We start from the raw sequence: 18094 nt of genomic DNA, 5'->3' as shown, positions 1-18094 counted from the left end.
AAGCGCCTGTAAAGTTAAGAGCGAGTGAATGACAATACGACCAAAGTGCCGGAGGAGCCGACAAAATTATGCCTGAATCACCCTGTGTGGCCTGTTGCCGTTTAAACAGCGAAAAGCTGTGTGTCGGATGCTACCGGCATATAACTGAAATTGTTAACTGGAATAAGCGGTCAGATGCTGAAAATTCCGCTATATTACAAAAGGTTGCTCAAAGAAAAAAACAAGCAGAGCAATATAATGATGAGCAGGAGCCGACAACGGCGATTACTCAGGCTGAGTGGCAGGCAGCAAAAACCGCGGTGCGGTAGACATAGGTCATTTTTATTCAGGGGAACAGCATGGCGGATTGGCAAAGCATAGTGGCAATAGATCCGCTAGGCTGGCAGGAGCTGTTAACAGCGCTGGCCTGCGGTTTTATTATTGGTCTGGAACGGCAATTGCGGGGTAAGCCTGCCGGGATCCGCACCTCTATTCTGATAGTGATGGGTACTTATGTTTTTATCGCAGCCTCGATGTCAGTTAATTCTGAAATGACGGATCCGTCCCGGATTATTGGCCAGGTGATTACCGGCGTGGGCTTTCTCGGCGCCGGGGTAATGTTAAGCCGCGACGGCATGGTACTTGGAGTTACTTCTGCCGCCACCATCTGGGTGTTGGCCTCAATAGGCGTTTGTATCGGCATCGGTCAGGATTTAGTCGCCATTAAGTTATCGATTCTTGTGGTAAGCGTCCTGGTAGGTATTGGTGTTCTGGAAAGCTCGTCGTCGGCGTTACGTCGTGGTGTCCATCGTACCTATAACGAGTGGCTGCAACGCACTAATGGCGGTGGTCTGTTTGCCCGGCGTAAAGATGATTTGCCGCGAGCAGACCGTGCTGATATTGATGATCCACATTAACACCGAATAATTATTTTCAGTTATTATCTGACAAAGATGATAGTGCAATTAGGGATAACCAATGCTTGAAGCTGTCTGGATAGGGTTTGCATTTTCACTGGGTTTACTGGTGCGGTTAATTGGTTTACCGCCATTAATTGGCTACCTGCTGGCGGGTTTTGTTATTTCTGCTACTGCCAGCGACATGAGCCTGCCGGCAGAAGGGCCCTCGATTATTCACCATGTGGCGCACTTAGGTGTGCTGTTGCTGTTGTTTACCGTCGGCTTAAAGCTGAATGTGCGCAGCCTGGCAAAGGCAGAAGTGCTGGGCGGTGGTACCCTCCATTTCGGGTTATCCATCCTGCTGACCTTGCCTGCGGTGTTGTTTATTTTCGATGTCAGCTGGTACCAGGCGCTGATGCTGGCCATCGCATTGGCCTTTTCAAGTACGGTACTGGCCGCCAAAGTACTGGAAAGTAAACGTGAGCTGCGGGCATTTCATGGCCGGGTGGCGATAGGTATTCTGATTGTGCAGGATTTACTGGCGCTGCTGGTAATGAGTGTCGCCAGTGGCACCGTGCCGTCCCCGTGGGCGTTACTGGTGTTTGGCTTGCCATTATTACGGCCGGTACTTTATAAACTTTTGGATGCCAGCGGCCACGAAGATTTATTGATCTTGTTTGGTTTACTGCTGGCACTGGTAGTGGGTGGTCAGGGCTTTGAGTTAGTCGGGCTAAGTTCAGAGCTCGGCGCCCTGGTATTTGGCGCTATGCTGGCAAAACACCCGCGGGCGGGCGAGTTATCGAAATCGTTGTGGAGTATTAAAGAGTTTTTTCTGGTCGGTTTCTTTTTGCAAATTGGCATAGATGGCCTGCCAGATGCTAATGCCTGGTTATTCGCCGGCGTGATGACCCTGATCCTGCCGCTGAAGGCGGTGCTGTTTTTCTTATTGCTGATACTGTTTAAACTGCGGGCGCGTAGTGCGTTTCTGGCCAGCCTCAGCCTTACTAATTACAGTGAGTTTGGCTTGATCGTCGCCAGCGTGGTGTTGCCCGAGTGGCTGGTCCCGCTGGCATTGACGGTAGCGATATCTTTTGTGATCTCGGCGCCATTAAACCGGCTGGCGCACCCGCTGTATGAACGTTTATGCAACCGGCTGCTGAAATTCGAGCGCAATATTCATCACCCGGATGAGCAACCGGTGTCGCTGGGGGATGCTGACGTGTTAATAATGGGGATGGGCCGCACCGGTACCTCTGCTTATAATTATTTAAAAGCCAGTCGCAAGATTATTGCGATGGACTCCGACCCGGCTAAAGTCAGTGATCATCAGCGCCAGGGCATTAATATTTTTTATGCCGATGCCGAAGATCAGGTGTTCTGGCAGGGGCTGGATTATGGCAAGGTTGAGGCGGTTATTCTGAGCATGAACGACGTCGAAGCCAAGGTGATTGCTGCGAAAAAGTTACGGGCCTCCGGTTTTCAGGGCTTTATTGTCTCGCACAGTATGCACAATGACGAAGCGCGCGACATTATTGCCGCGGGCGCTGACCAAACCTACTTAACTATGTCAGAGGCGGGGGTTGGTATTGCCGAGCACGTGAAACAGCACTGTTTTGGCATAAAAGCCTGAGCTGGAAATAATAAAGGCGCCCCGAAGGCGCCTTTATTGCAACGTTACGCAGTAGCTGACTTAGCTGGCGCTACGCTCTTTAATGGCATTAATTACCGGTGATGCAGCAAAGCCATTGCTTTGCGCCCACTCAGCATCGCCTGAAGCAGCAACTACACTGCCTGGTAACTGCTTAATCATAAACTCAGCAGTTTCGTTGGCGTTGTGTTTAATGGCATGACGTACTAATGGCAGACCGTCACACACCACACCACTATAAACGGTTGATAAGCGGATCCGGTTGTCGCTTAATACTTTACGCAGGTTATTACGGCTATCGGCGGCAACATAAGAGCAAATAGACAGCGCTAATTGATCGTTGGCGGCAACAGGAGTGCTTACAAAAGAGGTGGCAGCGATAACAGCGGCTAAAGCGATAATTTTGGTTTTCATATTCAAGCTCCGAATTGAGTCAGTTCACGATCATTGTTAGCAACCGGGGTTGCGGTACACGAAAGGTCATGCGTTTAACTCTGGACGAAACAGAATAAAACATCGCAATTTGCGACGGCAGCCCAGCTATCATAGGGTTTCCCCGTTAGACCTGAAGCTTTGCGTGATCATCTTTTCAGATGACTTGCCTTTCGAATCCGCGCATCATAAGGAATGCTTAAAATTTATGCAAGCGTTAAATTTAAAAAAATAATTTCATTAAAAACTCAGTAAGCTGAGAAAAAATCAGGCAATTAGCTGGTCTGCCTGCTGTTGCAAACTGACTGCAATGCAAATTTTCAGGGCTTTTATCTGGGTAGTGAGTTCCATACTGGGGCTGCCGGGGCGGTTCAGTACCTGTTGTGGCAGGTAGGGTAAATGAATAAATCCGCCCCTAATACTAGCGTACTGGTTTTTAATCAGGTGCATCAGGCCATAAAAGCTGTGATTACAAACGTAACTACCGGCCGATAGCGACAGTTGGGCCGGAATATCCTGCTGATGCAAGGCTTGTAACATGGCGGTAAGTGGTAAATTACTAAAGTAAGCGGCCGGCCCATGGGACGCGGTCAGGCAGTTGCGCGGTTGCTGACCTGAATTATCGGCAATGCTGGCATCAATAAAATTACTGGCGATTTTTTCAAGCCTGAGTTGACTGCAGTCCGCTGCCTGACCGAGCATAATCACCACTACTGGTTGTAGCTGGTTAACAGCTTGTTCCAGATTTAGCAGGCTTTGTTTAAAGACACAGGGTAGTTTTACTGCAGTAACCACAACCTCATCATCAAGCTGCCAACTATCCAGCGCGCTGGCCACCTGCCAGGACGGATTTACAGAGTCGCCAGCAAAGGGTTCAAACCCGGTAATTAATACCTTTGCCATCTTCATTCCCTCTGCGCTTTTTGTTTAGGCACTACTACTATAGCTGCTGCTTCAGCACAGCAGCAACTGCTGTTTGCCAGTGTTGATACAATTTAGTTTGTTCAGCACCGCTTATTTTTGGCTTATGTTGCTGGTCGGCTTGCCATAACCCGCTTATTGCCGAAATATCCGGGTAGTAGCCCAGGCTGACTGCAGCCAAAGATCCAACGCCAAATACCGTCGCATCTGTTGTATTGCAGCGCTGCACCGGTTGTTGACATAAATCGGCCAGCGCCTGTAAAAACCACTGGTTGTTGGTCATGCCGCCATCAACTCTTAATTGCGCGACCTGAATACCATCCTGGCGCATGGCGTTAAGTAAGTCTGCACTCTGGTAAGCCACGGCGCACAGCGCTGCTGTGGCTAACTGCACTTTGCCGGTATCCCGGGTCATGCCAAACAATGCGGCTTTAGCCTCCGGTTGCCAATAGGGGGCGCCGAGTCCGGTAAAGGCCGGGACTAACAATTCTGTTTGCTGATAACTGCTCTGGCTGGCTAACGCTTCAGTTTCACTGGCCTGACTTATAATGCCCAGTTTATCGCGCAGCCATTGCACTGTTGCACCGGCCATAAAAATACTGCCTTCCAGTGCATAAGTGGCTTTACCATTAAGTTGCCACGCCAGGGTAGATAACAGCTGGTTATTACTGCGAATGATCTGATCGCCGGTATTCACCACCGCAAAGCAGCCGGTGCCATAAGTGCTTTTCAACATGCCAGGGCTGATACAGGCCTGGCCCAACAATGCCGCTTGTTGATCGCCCAGTATCGCCATGATTGGTATAGCTGCGCCCAGGACGTCCACCGAGCTGGTGCCAAACACGCCGGCACTGTCTTTTACTTCTGGTAACAGGTTTGCCGGAATATTAAACAGTTGCAGCAGTTCCGGGTCCCAGGCCAGGCTGTTAAGATTGTACAAGGCGGTGCGGCTGGCATTGCTGGCATCGGTAGCATGCACTTTACCGCCGGTTAACCGTGATAAAATAAAGCTGTCTACGGTACCAAAGCACAGCTTACCGGCTTTGGCCTTAGTTCTGGCATCCGGCACATTGTCCAAAAGCCAGCCAATTTTACTGGCTGAAAAATACGGGTCGGCTCGTAAACCGGTTTTCTGGCTAATTGTCTGTTCCGCCCCCTGTTGTTGTAATTGCCGGCAAAACGCGGCTGTACGCCGGTCTTGCCAGACAATGGCATTGGCGATAACTTTGCCGGAGTCTTTTTCCCACAGGACAGTGGTTTCCCGCTGATTACTGATGGCGATAGCGGCGATATTGGCAATGCTAAGGCCGGCGCGGCTAACAGCCTGGTCAATACAGTTTAAAACGCTTTGCCAGATTTGCTCAGGATCCTGCTCGACCCAACCTGGCTGCGGATAATGTAATGTCAGTTCATGCTGCGCACTGGCTATTGGCTGCATCTGCCGATCATAAATAACCGCGCGGCTGGAGGTGGTGCCCTGATCAATTGCCAGAATGTAACAAGAGTTATTGCTGCTTGTCATACTATTACTGCAAAGTAGGTTATGCTTGCTGTCAGAGTAGCAGCAAATAACGGAGTAATACTATTAATGGAGCAATACTATGGTTACCTTTAAAAGCAAAGCGGGCAGAGATGTTGATTACCACACCAACGTGGGATTGCAGCTTTTGAAAATGATGGGCCGGGATACCAAACTGCCCAGCGCCATGTTTGCTGATGATGTGCCAGAAGCTTTAGCCCGGTTACAGCAGGCATTGGCCAGATTAGCGGAAGATGAAGCGCCGGAAGCGGAACAGGCCGCAGCAAAAACCAGTGACAACGAGGATGAAGATAAACCAGAGCGGGTAAGCCTGAGCGTCAGGGCGGAGCCACTACTTAAATTACTGCACCAGGCACAGGAAGCCAATGTCGGGTTGATGTGGGAGTAGCGTTGACGGGTTAACGGGTTGGCAAGGTTACCGTCACTTGCAGGCCGCAGATCCTGTCATTAGCAATTTGCTGGCTAACGTTGTGTAAACTGATACCGCCAGCATGCGCTTCAGCAATGTCGCGGCAAAGCGTCAGGCCAATACCTGAACCCTGAGGTTTGCTGCTGTAAAAAGGCACCAGCGCCTGCTGCAGTAGATCGGCGGCGATACCACCGCCGCCATCTGTGACTTGCAGCTGCAATTCATTACCAAGTTCAACACAGCGTAGACTGATATGTTCTGTTGCCGAGCCGCTTTCATGGGCATTTTTCAGCAAGTTTAATAGCAGCTGTGCCAATTGCTGCGGATCCGCCTGCCAACTGCGCTTTGGCAAATCGCCCAGCAATTCAAACTCATAGTGATCCTGCAGCTGATTGATTAAACGTGGCCAGTTAATGTCAGTTAGCTGAGGTGGCGGTAACTTAGCGAAATTAATGTAAGCCTGCACAAACTGATTTAAATGCCGGCTACGTTCACTAATGGTATCAAACAGCCGGCTTAATTCAGTTTGTTGCTGCCGGGCAGCCAGTTGCCGGCCAGAAAAGGCCAATGACGATAAAGGGGCCAGGGTGTTATTCAGTTCATGCCCAATGACCCGTAGCAGTTTTTTCCAGGCGTTCAGCTCTTCCCGCTGGATCTCCCGGCTCAGCGGTTTAAGCAGATAAAGCCAGTGCTGCTGCTGATTTAACTGAAACTGGTTGATTGATAAATGCCATACCGCCTGACCGCTATTATCCAGCCGGATTAAACCTTGCTGCTGGCGCTTAAGTGCCTGCTGTAGCGGTGGTGCAATATCTGTCAGCGCGGACAATTTACTGCCAGTAAATTTTTTGCCGTTATTCAGTAGCAGGCAGGCGGCCGGGTTACCCATCAGGACAGTGTCAGAGTGGTTAGTCAGAACAAGCGCCGTAGGGCTGCTTTGCAGCACGGTATCGAGCAATAGCTCGCGCTGATATAAACTGGCACGCTCTGCCCGTAACTGTGCCGACATGGTAATTAAACTGTCAGCCAGCGGGCTGAGCTCTTTAATATTCAGCTGATTTGCACTGGTGTTAAAGCTGCCGTCCTGTAAGTTTTGCGCGTGCAGATTCAGCGCCAGAACTTCCTGACGCAGTGGCCTGAGTGTCCAGTTTATCAGCAACCACAGCACAACGCCGCCAGCAGCAATACTAAAGCCTGAGCCAAAACTGAGCATGCCAAAGTGCGCCAGCACGGCCAGGCTGAAAACGGTAAGCGTCAGGCAAAGCAACGCCAGCCGGCTGCGGCTGCCCAACCTGAAGGCCGGACGTTGTCGGATCGCTGCGGCTGCAGGCTCAGGGCGCGGCAATGCCATAAAACTCCATTCTTCTGTATAACGCCTGGCGGCTGATACCTAAATGTTTTGCTGCCCGGGATACAACACCGCCTGCCTGCACCAATGCCTGCTCCAGTTCGTCCCGGTTTATATCATCCAGCGCTCTTTTGGGATGGGTGCTGTGGTCAGGCAAACCCAGATCGCTGCTTTCAATCTCGCTACCTGCACTTAACAGCAGCGCGCGCTGACAAACATTTTGCAGTTCGCGTACGTTGCCAGGCCAGGGGTAACTGAGCAATTGTTGCTCAGCCGCTTTACTTAAGGTTTTTTTGCCAGCCAGAAAGTAACGGGCCAGTACCGGTATATCATCAGGCCGGTCGCGCAGTGGCGGTAGCTGCAGTTGCACCACGTTTATCCGGTAATATAAGTCCTGCCGGAATTCGCCCTGGCTGATTGCTGCGGTTAAATCGCTGTTGGTTGCGCTAATCAGCCGCACATCCGTTTTACGGGTCTGGCTGGAACCCAGCCGCTCATACTCGCCGGTTTGTAGCACCCTGAGTAACTTGGCCTGGCCAGCCGGTGATAAATTACCAATTTCATCCAGAAAGAGGCTGCCGCCGTCTGCTGCTTCAAACCGGCCAATTCGGGTCTTCGTTGCGCCACTGTATGCACCGGCTTCAGCGCCAAACAGCTCGGCCTCCATTAAATCTGCGGGCAGGGCGCCCATATTCACCTTAATAAAGGGCTTGTTTTTACGTGGTGAGTTGGCATGCAAGACGTTGGCAATGCCTTCTTTTCCGGCGCCATTGGGTCCGGTAATTAATATTGCGGCATTGGCTGGCGCCAGTTGCAAAGTCATTTGCAATAGCTGCTGCATTTTACTGCTGGCAAATACCATATTGCATAAGTCTTTACCGGCAAAAACGGCCTGGCGCTCACGCTCAGCACGTTGCTGCTGCAAGCCAAGTTGTTTTAGTTTCAGGGCATTGGCTACCGTCAGCAGTAGCCGCTGATCGTCCCACGGCTTGGCGATATAGTCGGTAGCACCGGCTTTTACCAGCTCTACCACCATATCAAGCCGGGTCCAGGCAGTCATTAAGACGATGGGGATGTCCGGGTATTGCTGGCGTAACTGATAAAACAGCGCCTTGCCCTGATCGCCATGCATTTCGCCGGCGCTGAAGTTCATGTCCTGCAGGATCAGGTCAATGTCATCGGTGGCCAGCAGCTGCCAGGCCTGATCGGGCACAGTAGCGCAATGCACCTGATAGCCCTGTAACGCAAACAGCGTTTGCAGGGCCTGGCAGATTGGCTGATTGTCATCAATAACCAATAATTTCAGCATAGTTTATAAGGCTTTAGTGGCAGTGGCCGGTGACACCCGGGTAGCAATCGCCGCAGGATACCATGTTGCTGCAGTGACACAAAATAGTAGCATCAGTGCGCCGGCAAACGGTAGCCATAATGGTAGCGCCGGTAATGAAATAACGGTTGCCAGTTGCTGTTGCAATAAAAAACTCGCCAGTAATCCTAAGGTAACGCCAATTCCGGTTGTCAGCCAACTTTCACTGAGCACTTCCAGCAAAATACGGCGCTTGCTGGCTCCTAAAGCTCGTTTAATACCAATTTCATTCTGCTGCTGTACCCCATGGAATAACGCATGACTATAGGCTGATATCATCGCAACTAATAACATCAGAGCACTTAATACTGACAACAAAATGGCCAGGCCGCGTTCCTGCTCAAACACATCGCGATGCAGCTGGCGCAAACTAACAATGTGCTGGATATCAATTTCGGGTTCAACCTGGCGCAGGCTCTGGTTAATCTGTTGGCGTACGGCAGCAACCGCCTGAGATTCAACCTGTAGTATCAAACGATAGCCATAGTCGGCCCGGCTTAAGTCACGGTTAAAGAATAGACCGTAATACTGATCACTGGCAAAACGCTGGTACATCATATCTGCGACGACACCTACCACTGTGCCTGCTGATATCTGCTGGCCTAACGCAAGATGGCTTTGTCCGAATAACCGGTTTGCCAGTTTTTCTGTCAGTACTACATTATCGGTATTTTTATCTTCAGCAGATAACCAGCGGCCGTGAAGCAGGGTCATTTGTAAGGCATCAAACAACCCGGCTTCAGCATAATTATAGGGAACGGCATCGACGCTGCTGGTCTCAGCGTGGTCCGGAACAAAGACATCACCGTTCATACCACCAAACATTAACGGTGTCTGGTTAGTGAATGCGGCATAACGGACCCCGTTTATTTTGCGCAACTCTGCTAACTGGCGCTGAATAAGTTCACCGAGCGCCGGATGTACTATCAGATTCTCATCTGTCGGCTTCAGTTCAATTGCTAATGTTGTTTCCAGTTGCAGGCCGGTCGGTTGGTTACTTAACGTATAGGCTTGCTGGCTGAGCAAAATGCTGTTGCTCACCAGGGCAAGTGTCAGCATCAGTTGAATCAACAACAGGATGGTAATCACTTTTCGTTGCAGCAAAGATTTAAACAGTAGTGTCAGGCTCATGATAGTTTCCTGTTATTTAAGCTGGCGGTTTAAGCTGCCAAATGAAGCGCGGATGGCAGGGTACAGGCTGACGATGTAACTGGCGGCCAGAGCGGTTGCGGCCATAGCAAACAGCATGGCCGGGCTCCAGCTGGTAAGATTGCGGGTTGCCGGTAATAAATGATTAATCAACGCCATGGCAACCATCGCTACTGTCAGTGACAGCAGCAAGGCAACAGCAGCATTAACAGCAACATCGGCCAGAATAAGCTGTTGCAACTGGCCGCGGCTGGCGCCAAGTGCCCGGCGCAGGCCAAACTCGTACTGGCTGGCCAGATAACGGTTTAGCGATAAATGGCTGGCATTAAATAAGCACACCAGTAAAAACAGCAGTGACACCAGCGCAAATGCATCTAACTGGCGGTTGCGGGCATTAAAGTGTTCGGTAATGTCGAGAATATTAGTCAAACGATTACCCTCAGGTCTGGGGTGGCGCCCGGCTTCTTTTTCGCTTTGCACCAGTTGTTGCATAAATTGCCGATAGGCGCTGACCTGGTCGGCTGTATCAAGTTGCACCCAGAACTGTGCCTGGAAAAAATCACCCTCGCGGCCATTAACGGCGAAATTGTCACTGTAATTGCGGCTGTCCCGCGACATGGTTGTGGTATTTGACTTAATTCCTAAATCATAGGCTGTTTCCCACGGCAAGTAGATATCAGCTGATTGGGCGCTGTTCAGGCCGTTGGCCACGTCATACAGCCTTGGCAGCATGGTCCAGTCATCCAGCACTCCCGTTATGGTGTATAGCTCGTTACCAAGTTGCAGGGCTTCGCCCACCACATTTGTCCGGCCAAAAAATCGCTCAGCACTGGCTTTACTTAAAATCAGCTCGCGCCGTGCGCTATTGTCTGCCCAGCGCTCACCATGTAAAAAGGGCACATCAAACAGCGTAAAAAAATCGCGTTGGGTGATCCGTAACGCCACCGGAGTTGGACTTTGCCGAGTATTTTCCGGCAAGCGGGCATAGCCGGCAGACTGAAACATTGCTGCCTGAGCAGAGGGAATGCCGCTGCTGCTAAGTTTCTGAACATCCTGGTAGCTCAAAACCCGCAGTGGCTCGGTACAGCTATCACAAGGTTGCAGGGTGGCATTTATTTGCGGATAGAACAGCGTCTGACTCTTATGCGGCAGTGGATCGTGATTCAGCCAGTAATACAAGGTGGCATTTGAGAAAAACATGCCCAGGCCCAGGCTTAAAATTAACACTGTCAGTAAGTAAGGCAGTGGTGCGCGTTTAATATTGCGTATCGCCAGCGCAAATACATGCAGCAGATTATCCATGTCAGGCTCCTTGTACTGCTGCCAGCGGCTGATGCAGCGGTTGTGATAGCGGTTGATAAAGGGTACTGTCATGTAACTGACCATCAACAATCTGAATATGGCGGCCAGCACGCCGTGCCTGTTCCGGATCATGCGTTACCATCAGAATGGTGCAGCCACGCTGGTTAATTTGCTCTAACAGCTCCATAACCTGACGTGCCATCAGTGAATCGAGGTTACCGGTCGGTTCATCGGCCAGCAAAATACGAGGCTCACCGGCAATTGCCCGGGCTATGGCGACCCGCTGCTGCTGACCACCTGATAGCTGGCCGGGCAGGTAGTCGCGACGGGCATGTAAGCCGACCAATTCCAGGGCCTGGTCAATCCGTTGCTTACGATCAGAAGCCTTCAGCCCCCGGTAACGCAATGGCAGCTCGATATTGTCAAAAATGCTGAAGTCCTTAATCAGGTTAAAGCTTTGAAATATAAAGCCAATCTTTTCGTTACGCAGCTTTGAAAGGGCGGCATCAGACAAGCCTTTGACTGACTTGCCATCCAGCAGGTAGTCGCCACTATCAAAATTCTCGAGGGTGCCGAGGATATTTAACAGGGTGGATTTTCCCGAGCCGGACGGGCCGGTCAGTGCTGCAAATTCGCCTTCATTTACCTGCAGATTTACTTCGCGCAGGGCATGCGTTTCAATCAGTTCAGTGCGGAATATTTTGCTTAAGTTGGTTAGCGTTATCATCAGTTGTCCTTTTTCGGTAATCCGGTTTTCGTTAGTCTGGTTGGTAATAAATAACGTGTTAGTTCAGGTTGATCCGGCTTTGGTCCTGAAAATCACTCAGGTTCGAGATCACCCATTGTTCGCCCTCTGTGGCACCAGTTAAAATTTCTACCCACTGCACGGACAGCGCGCCAAGTTCCACGTTTTTGCGCACAGCCTGGTTATCGAGCACCTGATATGCCTGGCGGCCACCACCAGAGCTGACAAAATCTCCACGGGCAATTTTTAGCACATTGGCTTTGTGCTCGAGGATCACCCGGGCGGTCAGCCGCTGGCTCTGGCGTAACGCCAACGTATCGGCCTGTTCAAAGCGAACCCTGGCACTAACCTGATTATTGCGAACCTCAGGGGCGATATAGCTAATAACCCCATTTAGTTGTTGGTTAGCGATAACAATTTCTACCTGTTGGTTGGGTAGTAAATCGCGGGCGTAACTCTCCGGTACCGCAAGTTCTGCTTCGTACTGACTTAAGTCAATTACAGTTAACAGTGCCTGTCCCGGCAATACATGGCTTTGCTGCTCGACCAGCCAGTTGCCTAATTGTCCGGTTACCGGCGCGGTGATATTCAGCGCCGCCACTTTGCGCTCCAGTTCATTTACTACCAGTTGCTGGCGATGAATATCCTGGGCCCGTGAGCTTTGCTCAAACGCCAGTTTGTCGCGGGCCAGTTCCACCTTGCGTTTAGCGTGGTCAAACTCCAGTTCAGCTTTGGTTAGATTATCTTTGGCGATATCGAAATCGAGCCTGCGAATCACCCCTAGCTCAATGGACTGGGTAGCACGTTGCAATTCGCGCCGGGCGGCCAGCAAATTCACCTGGGCATTATTCATTACCTGCTCAATATCTAGCTGCTGCTCGCGGGCATTTAATACTGCGCGATCTGCTTCTGAAGTCATACCGGACAGCACGGCCTGTTGTTGCTGTAAATCATTTTGCAGCGCCGGGCTGGTGATCGTGGCGACAATATCTCCCTGATTTACCGCTTCACCGGGCTGTTTAAACAACTGGACCTGACCGGTTTCCTGGCTGTACAGAGTAGGGGCGTTTGCGGCAACAATCCGGCCCTGCACCGCAATATCCCGGACTAAATCGCCCCGCTGTACCGTTGCGAACTGCAGCTGATTGCGTGCAACCACCAGGCTGGCACCGTTAGTTGCCATGGTCCGGAATAACGCCAGAGTTAACAGGATAACGAGGGTTATAATGGTGACGGCGGGTAGCAAGCGGCGCAGGCGGCTGCTGGCTGGACGTTGCATAATTCTATCTTGTTGTTCGGTGCCCTGGATCATGATCTGCCCTTGTGGTGCTGTGTGCTATGCAGGTTAGCTAGTTTACTGGTAGTGCTAAAGCAGCTTTAATGCCAAGTTTTATCTTGTTGATTTTTAATAAAATAATGATTTGCTGATGGTTGTAATGACTGTCCGCGGACAGGAAAAGTGTCCGCAATAAATATGCGGACAACTGTTGCTAAAACAATTGCTTAACGTAGAATCAGTCTGATAAGAAAAAGAGTTGTGAGTCTAAGATGGATACATCGGAACAGCGATATTGTGATAACTGCAACAGCGCGTTACACGGCGAATTCTGCCATCAGTGCGGTCAGGAAAAGAAAAGTTATATCCGCAATGTCAGCGGCGTGGTGACTGAGTTTTTCGGTGAATTCAGCAACTGGGATACCCGGCTGTGGCGTACGCTAATACCGCTGTGGTTTCGCCCGGGCTATTTAAGTCTGCGTTATGTTGGTGGCCACCGGGTCCCTTTTGTACCGCCTCTGCGACTGTATCTGTTTACCTCTATTATCGCCTTTCTGATTTTTGCCAGGCTGTTGCCGGACACGTCGGCTGATGTCAGCGCGCCTGACAATGTGCTAGTCCAGCCAACAGTTCAGCCAAAAAAAGATGCTCCGCCTGATACTAACAATCTGAGTGAAATCGCGACTGAAATTAATAAAAACTTTAAGGAAAGCAGAGAGAGATCACCTTCCGGTGTCAAGGTATCGTTTTTATCTGATGAGGGCCAACAAGAGTTCAACGCCAAACTGGACGCTATTATCGCCAACCCCAAACTGGCCATAAACAAGTTTTTCAGCCTGGCACCGCAGATGATGTTTTTGCTACTGCCAATATTTGCCTTGTTACTCAAACTGCTGTACATCCGCTCCAATCGTTATTACATGGAGCATTTGATCGTCGCGCTGCATAGCCATAGCTTTATTCTGCAAATGTCAGTAATTTATTTAGGCTTGGGCGCATTGCAAAACAGCATTGGCTGGAATTGGTTAGCGACAATAGTGGGATGGCTGGAAACGGCAGCTTTCTGGTGGATCCCTTTGTATTTATTTCTTTGTCAGAAGTTTTATTACCGGCAGGGCTGGGGCAAAACACTGCTAAAATTCTGGTTAACCAGCTCATTGTACAACGTGTTATTTATCAGTGCTGTAATGGCGTTAATTGTGTTAAGTATACTCTGGGCTTAGCCAGTTACTGACTGGCTTGCGGTTTTACTTTGCATTGCAGTAATTGTTTTTTAAAGTTATTTATCTGCTGTTGGTTGTCAGCTTTGCTGTTAGCCAGCATTTGTTCAAATATTACAAAGTTCTGCTCGATGTAATCCAGCTCACAGCTGCATTCTGCTTTAATGTCTTCGCTGCTGTAGCCTTTACTATGCAATACTTCTACACAACGTTTTAAGTAACCGTCCAGTACCGCCGTTTTAAAATCGCCGTTGTTGCTGTCAGATTGTGCTGCCGCCGCTTGTAAATCAGCTATTGGTAGGTTGATGATAAAAACGACAACCCAGGCCCTGACTAGCAAACCTTTAATATTCATAAGTGTATTGCGCCCTTTTTTAAAACGTTAACCATACCGGATTGGCGGGCAAAAATCAGCTATAAACCCGCTTGCTCCAGCAGGCTTGCCATATGTTGCAGCGCAGCAAGACCCTGAATGTCCGTGGCTTGCAGTGGTACCTTGTAGCGGGGAAGGCTAGCAAAATCTTGTGCTATCTGGGCTAAATGGACTTTTTCCTGGCTGCGACGCGCCGTCAGAAAGTCACCATCGGCATTGTCGGGCAAAATACGGTTAACCACTAAGCCTGCCAGTGGCAGTTTTTCCTGCTGCAAGCTTTGTACTGCGCGGCCGGTTTCCAGAATAGGCAGTTTTTCCGGCGTCAGTACAAACAGCAGGGCACTTTGCTGTTTATCGGTGAGGATCTGCCGGGTGCGCTGTAATAAACGCTGGCGGGATAGCAGGGTTTCAGTAATGGCTTTATTGCGCTTATCCATGCCGGCGGTGGCGTGCTCGTCCGGATCCGCTAGCGGGTTATCGACATCGCGGCCCGCTTTTGGGGTTAAATGACCGAGCACGTCGCCCAGCTTTTCTGAGCGCTTATTGGCATTAAGCAAACCCTGAGTCCAGGCAGCCATAGCTTCCGGCAAGCTGAGTAAGCGTAAAGTATGGCCGGTGGGGGCGGTATCAAAAATCACTAAATCGTAGTCTTTAAGACCCAGTTCAATCACATTGGCAATGCGCTCGAGCATAGCTGCTTCCTGCGCGCCCGGTGATTGGCGGGTTAAGCGCATTTGCCGTTCAATTTCGCTGTACATTTCTGGCCGGGTAAAGCGTTTTAGCTGGGCGGTGACTTTAGCCAGGTGCTGCTCAACCTCCCGGTCCGGATCAAGTTCCAGACCATCCAGGTTGGGCGCCAGGCGGGTTATGCTATCGCCAATTGGCCGGTTAAAAGCATCGCTCAGGCTGTGCGCCGGATCGGTGGAAACCAACAGGACTTTTTTGCCACGCTGCGTTGCCAGCAAAGCCAGTGCTGAGCTGGTGGTGGTTTTGCCCACACCGCCTTTACCACCGACTAGCAGCAACCGTTTGTCTGTTAACAGCATTTAATGTTGTCCAGCGGTGAGTGCTCCATGCCCATCCGGGTATGCCAGTCGTGAAAACGCTCCATCAATAGCGGCTGTAACTCCAGGGTGTAATAGCTGGCGGGGTTGGGTACCCCCATCATTTCTGAGAAAATCAGCAGCATAAATAAATCGTCCTGCTCGCGTTTAGCGCGGGCTATCGCGCTGCGATAGGGAGAATTGTACGCCTCTTCGGCATAAAAGCTGGCCTGGCGCAGCCAGGCCTTAAGTTTTTCCAGCTTCATGATTTATCGGTAACCGGGGTGTTCTTATTCGCTTTAATTTGCTTGGTTAACGTAGCTGAGCACTCCAGGGATACCAGAATGGCCGCGGCCAGTACCACTAAGTCCAGGGTAAACAGGAACCAATCACCTTTATCATAGAAGCTTTTCAGCTGGGTCAATAACGCCAAAGTCGTCATCACCAGCAAGAAAATCAACGGCGCCAGGGTGTACCACATTGGCCGGCGTTTTTTCACCAGCATAACAGTGATCACCAGTAAAGTTAACCCTGCCAGTAACTGATTGGTGGTACCAAATAATGGCCAGATAAGCATGCCGCCTGCACCATCGCCACCAGCACCAAAGGCTAGTAGTAAACAGGAACCAACCGCCAGCAAGGTGGCAGGCGCCGCTTTTTGCATCCAGCCGATATTATAGATATGGCCCCATTCCTGAAAAATATACCGCTGCAGCCGCAGTCCGGTATCCATGGTAGTGCCGGCAAACAGTACTACCATTACCGTTAATAAGGTTTGCGCCAGCACAGTGTCCAGGCCAACCCCTTGTTGCAGAATATTGGCACCGCCATTGATAAAGGCCGATACGCCGCCCTGGCCAAAGCTGTGATATATCGCCTGCCAGTCAGCCAGCGTAGCAAAGCCGGCGGTAGCGGCAATAATAGCGGCTAAGGCTAACGAGCCTTCACCTACAGCACCAAAATAACCAACAAAACGGACATCGGGCTCTTTATCCAGTTGTTTGGAGGTGGTACCGCTGGATACTAAGCCATGAAAGCCGGAAATGGCGCCACAGGCGATGGTCACGAAAAGCAGGGGGATCATCGATGGTGTGTTCTCCGGCAGGTTAGTATTGAAGGCCGGTGCAACCAGCTCCGGGCCTGAAATCAGCACAGCGCCATACATCAGAATTAAACCGATAAACAGCTGAATTCCGTTGATGTAATCACGTGGTTGCAGCAGCATCCATACCGGTAATAATGAGGCGATAGCGGCGTAGGCAAATAAAATAACGATCCAGCTTTGGCGGGCACTAAAACCAGCAATGCTGTCGGGCAGGGATAATGGCAACATAGGCCCGGCATATATCATCGCATACAACGCCACTACACCAATTATAGTGACCATCAGCAGGCCAATTATTTTACGGTAAATCAGCTGGCCGATAATCAGTGCCACGACAATAGCACCCCAAACCGGAATGGTTGCGCTGGGGAAATTAATCAGCTGGCCGGCAATAACCACCGCAAACACGGCGTTAACCATCAGCAGGACCAGGAATATCACGATCATAAAAATGCTGCGGGCGCGGTTGCCAACGATATCGCCGGTTAATGAACCGATAGACTTGGCTTTATTGCGGGCGCTGGCCCAGATAGCACCGGCATCGTGCACTCCTGCAAAGAAAATAGTACCAAATACCACCCATAAAAAAGCCGGTACCCAACCCCAGATCACGGCAATAGCAGGCCCGATAATAGGTGCTGCGCCAGCGACAGAGGTAAAGTGGTGACCCCAGAGGATATATTTGTTGGTTGGCACATAGTCGATGCCATCCTGCAATTCATGCGCAGGGGTACGAAAATGCGGATCGACTTTGAAAATTTTCTCGCAGATAAACTTAGAGTATACAAAGTAGCCCAGCGCCATGGCGCCGAGGCCCATCAACATCAAAAATATCGCGTTCATTCAACACCCTCTGATTATTACCAGCGTTAAGTATGACGGTGTTAAGCATAGTACATTAGTGGGTATTGGATAGGGATGCGACTAAAGTCTAACACCAGCTTGCGTTAGGCAAGCTGGCATTTAAACAGCCAGGATTAACGTTTTTTGAGCCACTCGCCGTCAATCCGGATATAGTGGCCATTGGCGGTTTTCTCTATCGCCTTTTTGCCGGCAATGGCTTCTACATCGGCGACAGCAATATTGTTTTGTTTTGCCATTCTGGCGTATTCAGCACGGCGGGCATCATTAATCAGCTGAACCACCGCTTCGCTTTGTTCGGTACTTTGCACGACACCCAGATAACCATTGGGTTGCTCGCCAACCAGGCCCTGCGATTTAGTCTGGCTGAGTGCTGCCATGGCTTGCTGCAGGTTCATTGCCATTACCGGCAAACTTAACGCTAACACTAAACCTGCTAATAACAGGCGGAATTTTGTCAGTTTCATCAGTATGATCT

Annotated in this window: 19 protein-coding genes and 1 riboswitch; of the genes, 5 read left to right on the top strand and 14 right to left on the bottom strand. The window is 50.4% G+C overall.

Annotated elements, in window-relative coordinates; all coding sequences use genetic code 11:
* Positions 1 to 68: 68 nt before the first annotated feature.
* The 3 genes from CRO03_RS07295 to CRO03_RS07285 all read left to right on the top strand — a co-directional run bounded on the left by CRO03_RS07295 (position 69) and on the right by CRO03_RS07285 (position 2508).
* Positions 69 to 308, top strand: coding sequence for a DUF1289 domain-containing protein (locus CRO03_RS07295; RefSeq protein WP_097110981.1), 240 nt, complete (start codon positions 69 to 71; stop codon positions 306 to 308).
* A 30-nt stretch (positions 309 to 338) separates the two neighbouring features.
* Complete coding sequence (locus CRO03_RS07290) at positions 339 to 896, top strand: MgtC/SapB family protein (protein WP_097110980.1); 558 nt, start codon at positions 339 to 341, stop codon at positions 894 to 896.
* A 61-nt stretch (positions 897 to 957) separates the two neighbouring features.
* Entirely contained in the window at positions 958 to 2508 is a 1551-nt protein-coding gene (locus CRO03_RS07285; protein WP_097110979.1) for a cation:proton antiporter domain-containing protein, read from the top strand.
* A gap of 60 nt (positions 2509 to 2568) precedes the next feature.
* On the opposite strand, the gene CRO03_RS07280 is transcribed toward CRO03_RS07285, so the two are convergent.
* The 3 genes from CRO03_RS07280 to glpK all read right to left on the bottom strand — a co-directional run bounded on the left by CRO03_RS07280 (position 2569) and on the right by glpK (position 5401).
* Positions 2569 to 2940: a DUF3718 domain-containing protein gene (locus tag CRO03_RS07280; protein WP_097110978.1), complete on the bottom strand. Its 372-nt coding sequence runs from the start codon at positions 2938 to 2940 to the stop codon at positions 2569 to 2571.
* Between the two features lie 113 nt (positions 2941 to 3053).
* Positions 3054 to 3139: riboswitch (cyclic di-GMP riboswitch) on the bottom strand.
* 86 nt (positions 3140 to 3225) lie between these two features.
* Positions 3226 to 3861: a pyroglutamyl-peptidase I gene (gene pcp, locus CRO03_RS07275; RefSeq protein ID WP_097110977.1), complete on the bottom strand. Its 636-nt coding sequence runs from the start codon at positions 3859 to 3861 to the stop codon at positions 3226 to 3228.
* Positions 3862 to 3898: 37 nt separating this feature from the next.
* On the bottom strand, positions 3899 to 5401 hold the full coding sequence (glpK, locus tag CRO03_RS07270) for a glycerol kinase GlpK (protein WP_097110976.1): 1503 nt from the start codon (positions 5399 to 5401) through the stop codon (positions 3899 to 3901).
* 79 nt (positions 5402 to 5480) lie between these two features.
* On the opposite strand from glpK, the gene CRO03_RS07265 reads away from it, so the two are divergent.
* The gene (locus tag CRO03_RS07265) at positions 5481 to 5807 is read left to right on the top strand and encodes a DUF1840 domain-containing protein (protein WP_097110975.1); all 327 of its coding nucleotides are present in this window, start codon (positions 5481 to 5483) and stop codon (positions 5805 to 5807) included.
* A gap of 10 nt (positions 5808 to 5817) precedes the next feature.
* Here the strand turns inward: CRO03_RS07265 and CRO03_RS07260 are convergent, their stop codons facing one another.
* The 6 genes from CRO03_RS07260 to CRO03_RS07235 are packed head-to-tail and all read right to left on the bottom strand — an operon-like array spanning position 5818 to position 13050.
* A complete protein-coding gene (locus tag CRO03_RS07260; RefSeq protein ID WP_212682375.1) occupies positions 5818 to 7179 on the bottom strand; it encodes a sensor histidine kinase in 1362 nt (453 codons plus the stop codon).
* Complete coding sequence (locus tag CRO03_RS07255; RefSeq protein WP_097110974.1) at positions 7160 to 8485, bottom strand: sigma-54-dependent transcriptional regulator; 1326 nt, start codon at positions 8483 to 8485, stop codon at positions 7160 to 7162. Before CRO03_RS07255 ends, CRO03_RS07260 begins: the two co-directional genes overlap by 20 nt.
* 3 nt (positions 8486 to 8488) lie before the next feature.
* Positions 8489 to 9673 (bottom strand): FtsX-like permease family protein, encoded by a 1185-nt coding sequence (locus tag CRO03_RS07250; protein WP_097110973.1) that lies wholly within the window; start codon positions 9671 to 9673, stop codon positions 8489 to 8491.
* 12 nt (positions 9674 to 9685) lie between these two features.
* On the bottom strand, positions 9686 to 10993 hold the full coding sequence (locus tag CRO03_RS07245) for an ABC transporter permease (protein ID WP_097110972.1): 1308 nt from the start codon (positions 10991 to 10993) through the stop codon (positions 9686 to 9688).
* Position 10994: 1 nt separating this feature from the next.
* Positions 10995 to 11720: an ABC transporter ATP-binding protein gene (locus CRO03_RS07240; RefSeq protein WP_097110971.1), complete on the bottom strand. Its 726-nt coding sequence runs from the start codon at positions 11718 to 11720 to the stop codon at positions 10995 to 10997.
* A 58-nt stretch (positions 11721 to 11778) separates the two neighbouring features.
* Entirely contained in the window at positions 11779 to 13050 is a 1272-nt protein-coding gene (locus CRO03_RS07235) for an efflux RND transporter periplasmic adaptor subunit (protein ID WP_097110970.1), read from the bottom strand.
* A gap of 236 nt (positions 13051 to 13286) precedes the next feature.
* On the opposite strand from CRO03_RS07235, the gene CRO03_RS07230 reads away from it, so the two are divergent.
* Positions 13287 to 14237: a DUF3667 domain-containing protein gene (locus CRO03_RS07230; protein WP_097110969.1), complete on the top strand. Its 951-nt coding sequence runs from the start codon at positions 13287 to 13289 to the stop codon at positions 14235 to 14237.
* 4 nt (positions 14238 to 14241) lie between these two features.
* On the opposite strand, the gene CRO03_RS07225 is transcribed toward CRO03_RS07230, so the two are convergent.
* The 5 genes from CRO03_RS07225 to CRO03_RS07205 all read right to left on the bottom strand — a co-directional run bounded on the left by CRO03_RS07225 (position 14242) and on the right by CRO03_RS07205 (position 18083).
* Positions 14242 to 14589: a hypothetical protein gene (locus CRO03_RS07225; RefSeq protein WP_097110968.1), complete on the bottom strand. Its 348-nt coding sequence runs from the start codon at positions 14587 to 14589 to the stop codon at positions 14242 to 14244.
* A 59-nt stretch (positions 14590 to 14648) separates the two neighbouring features.
* On the bottom strand, positions 14649 to 15653 hold the full coding sequence (locus tag CRO03_RS07220) for an ArsA family ATPase (RefSeq protein WP_097110967.1): 1005 nt from the start codon (positions 15651 to 15653) through the stop codon (positions 14649 to 14651).
* Complete coding sequence (locus CRO03_RS07215; RefSeq protein ID WP_097110966.1) at positions 15644 to 15916, bottom strand: cory-CC-star protein; 273 nt, start codon at positions 15914 to 15916, stop codon at positions 15644 to 15646. Before CRO03_RS07215 ends, CRO03_RS07220 begins: the two co-directional genes overlap by 10 nt.
* Complete coding sequence (locus CRO03_RS07210; protein ID WP_097110965.1) at positions 15913 to 17598, bottom strand: carbon starvation CstA family protein; 1686 nt, start codon at positions 17596 to 17598, stop codon at positions 15913 to 15915. The genes CRO03_RS07215 and CRO03_RS07210 overlap by 4 nt, the downstream gene beginning before the upstream one ends.
* Positions 17599 to 17732: 134 nt before the next feature.
* Positions 17733 to 18083, bottom strand: coding sequence for a YdbL family probable chaperone protein (locus tag CRO03_RS07205; RefSeq protein WP_097110964.1), 351 nt, complete (start codon positions 18081 to 18083; stop codon positions 17733 to 17735).
* Between the last annotated feature and the right edge of the window lie 11 nt (positions 18084 to 18094).

The sequence above is a fragment of the Arsukibacterium tuosuense genome, from assembly GCF_900215315.1.
Taxonomy (GTDB): Bacteria; Pseudomonadota; Gammaproteobacteria; order Enterobacterales; family Alteromonadaceae; genus Alishewanella; species Alishewanella tuosuense.
Note: the sequence above shows the minus strand (reverse complement) of the source record. Positions and strands in the feature narration are given on the sequence as shown.

Bases quoted from the DNA above. Each gene is read 5' to 3' on its own strand.
- CRO03_RS07205 (WP_097110964.1), bottom strand. From the start codon at position 18,083: ATGAAACTGACAAAATTCCGCCTGTTATTAGCAGGTTTAGTGTTAGCG.
- CRO03_RS07230 (WP_097110969.1), top strand. From the start codon at position 13,287: ATGGATACATCGGAACAGCGATATTGTGATAACTGCAACAGCGCGTTA.
- CRO03_RS07280 (WP_097110978.1), bottom strand. From the start codon at position 2,940: ATGAAAACCAAAATTATCGCTTTAGCCGCTGTTATCGCTGCCACCTCT.
- CRO03_RS07285 (WP_097110979.1), top strand. From the start codon at position 958: ATGCTTGAAGCTGTCTGGATAGGGTTTGCATTTTCACTGGGTTTACTG.
- CRO03_RS07215 (WP_097110966.1), bottom strand. From the start codon at position 15,916: ATGAAGCTGGAAAAACTTAAGGCCTGGCTGCGCCAGGCCAGCTTTTAT.
- CRO03_RS07255 (WP_097110974.1), bottom strand. From the start codon at position 8,485: ATGCTGAAATTATTGGTTATTGATGACAATCAGCCAATCTGCCAGGCC.
- CRO03_RS07220 (WP_097110967.1), bottom strand. From the start codon at position 15,653: ATGCTGTTAACAGACAAACGGTTGCTGCTAGTCGGTGGTAAAGGCGGT.
- CRO03_RS07245 (WP_097110972.1), bottom strand. From the start codon at position 10,993: ATGGATAATCTGCTGCATGTATTTGCGCTGGCGATACGCAATATTAAA.
- CRO03_RS07235 (WP_097110970.1), bottom strand. From the start codon at position 13,050: ATGATCCAGGGCACCGAACAACAAGATAGAATTATGCAACGTCCAGCC.
- pcp (WP_097110977.1), bottom strand. From the start codon at position 3,861: ATGGCAAAGGTATTAATTACCGGGTTTGAACCCTTTGCTGGCGACTCT.
- CRO03_RS07250 (WP_097110973.1), bottom strand. From the start codon at position 9,673: ATGAGCCTGACACTACTGTTTAAATCTTTGCTGCAACGAAAAGTGATT.
- glpK (WP_097110976.1), bottom strand. From the start codon at position 5,401: ATGACAAGCAGCAATAACTCTTGTTACATTCTGGCAATTGATCAGGGC.
- CRO03_RS07295 (WP_097110981.1), top strand. From the start codon at position 69: ATGCCTGAATCACCCTGTGTGGCCTGTTGCCGTTTAAACAGCGAAAAG.
- CRO03_RS07265 (WP_097110975.1), top strand. From the start codon at position 5,481: ATGGTTACCTTTAAAAGCAAAGCGGGCAGAGATGTTGATTACCACACC.
- CRO03_RS07290 (WP_097110980.1), top strand. From the start codon at position 339: ATGGCGGATTGGCAAAGCATAGTGGCAATAGATCCGCTAGGCTGGCAG.
- CRO03_RS07210 (WP_097110965.1), bottom strand. From the start codon at position 17,598: ATGAACGCGATATTTTTGATGTTGATGGGCCTCGGCGCCATGGCGCTG.
- CRO03_RS07225 (WP_097110968.1), bottom strand. From the start codon at position 14,589: ATGAATATTAAAGGTTTGCTAGTCAGGGCCTGGGTTGTCGTTTTTATC.
- CRO03_RS07240 (WP_097110971.1), bottom strand. From the start codon at position 11,720: ATGATAACGCTAACCAACTTAAGCAAAATATTCCGCACTGAACTGATT.
- CRO03_RS07260 (WP_212682375.1), bottom strand. From the start codon at position 7,179: ATGGCATTGCCGCGCCCTGAGCCTGCAGCCGCAGCGATCCGACAACGT.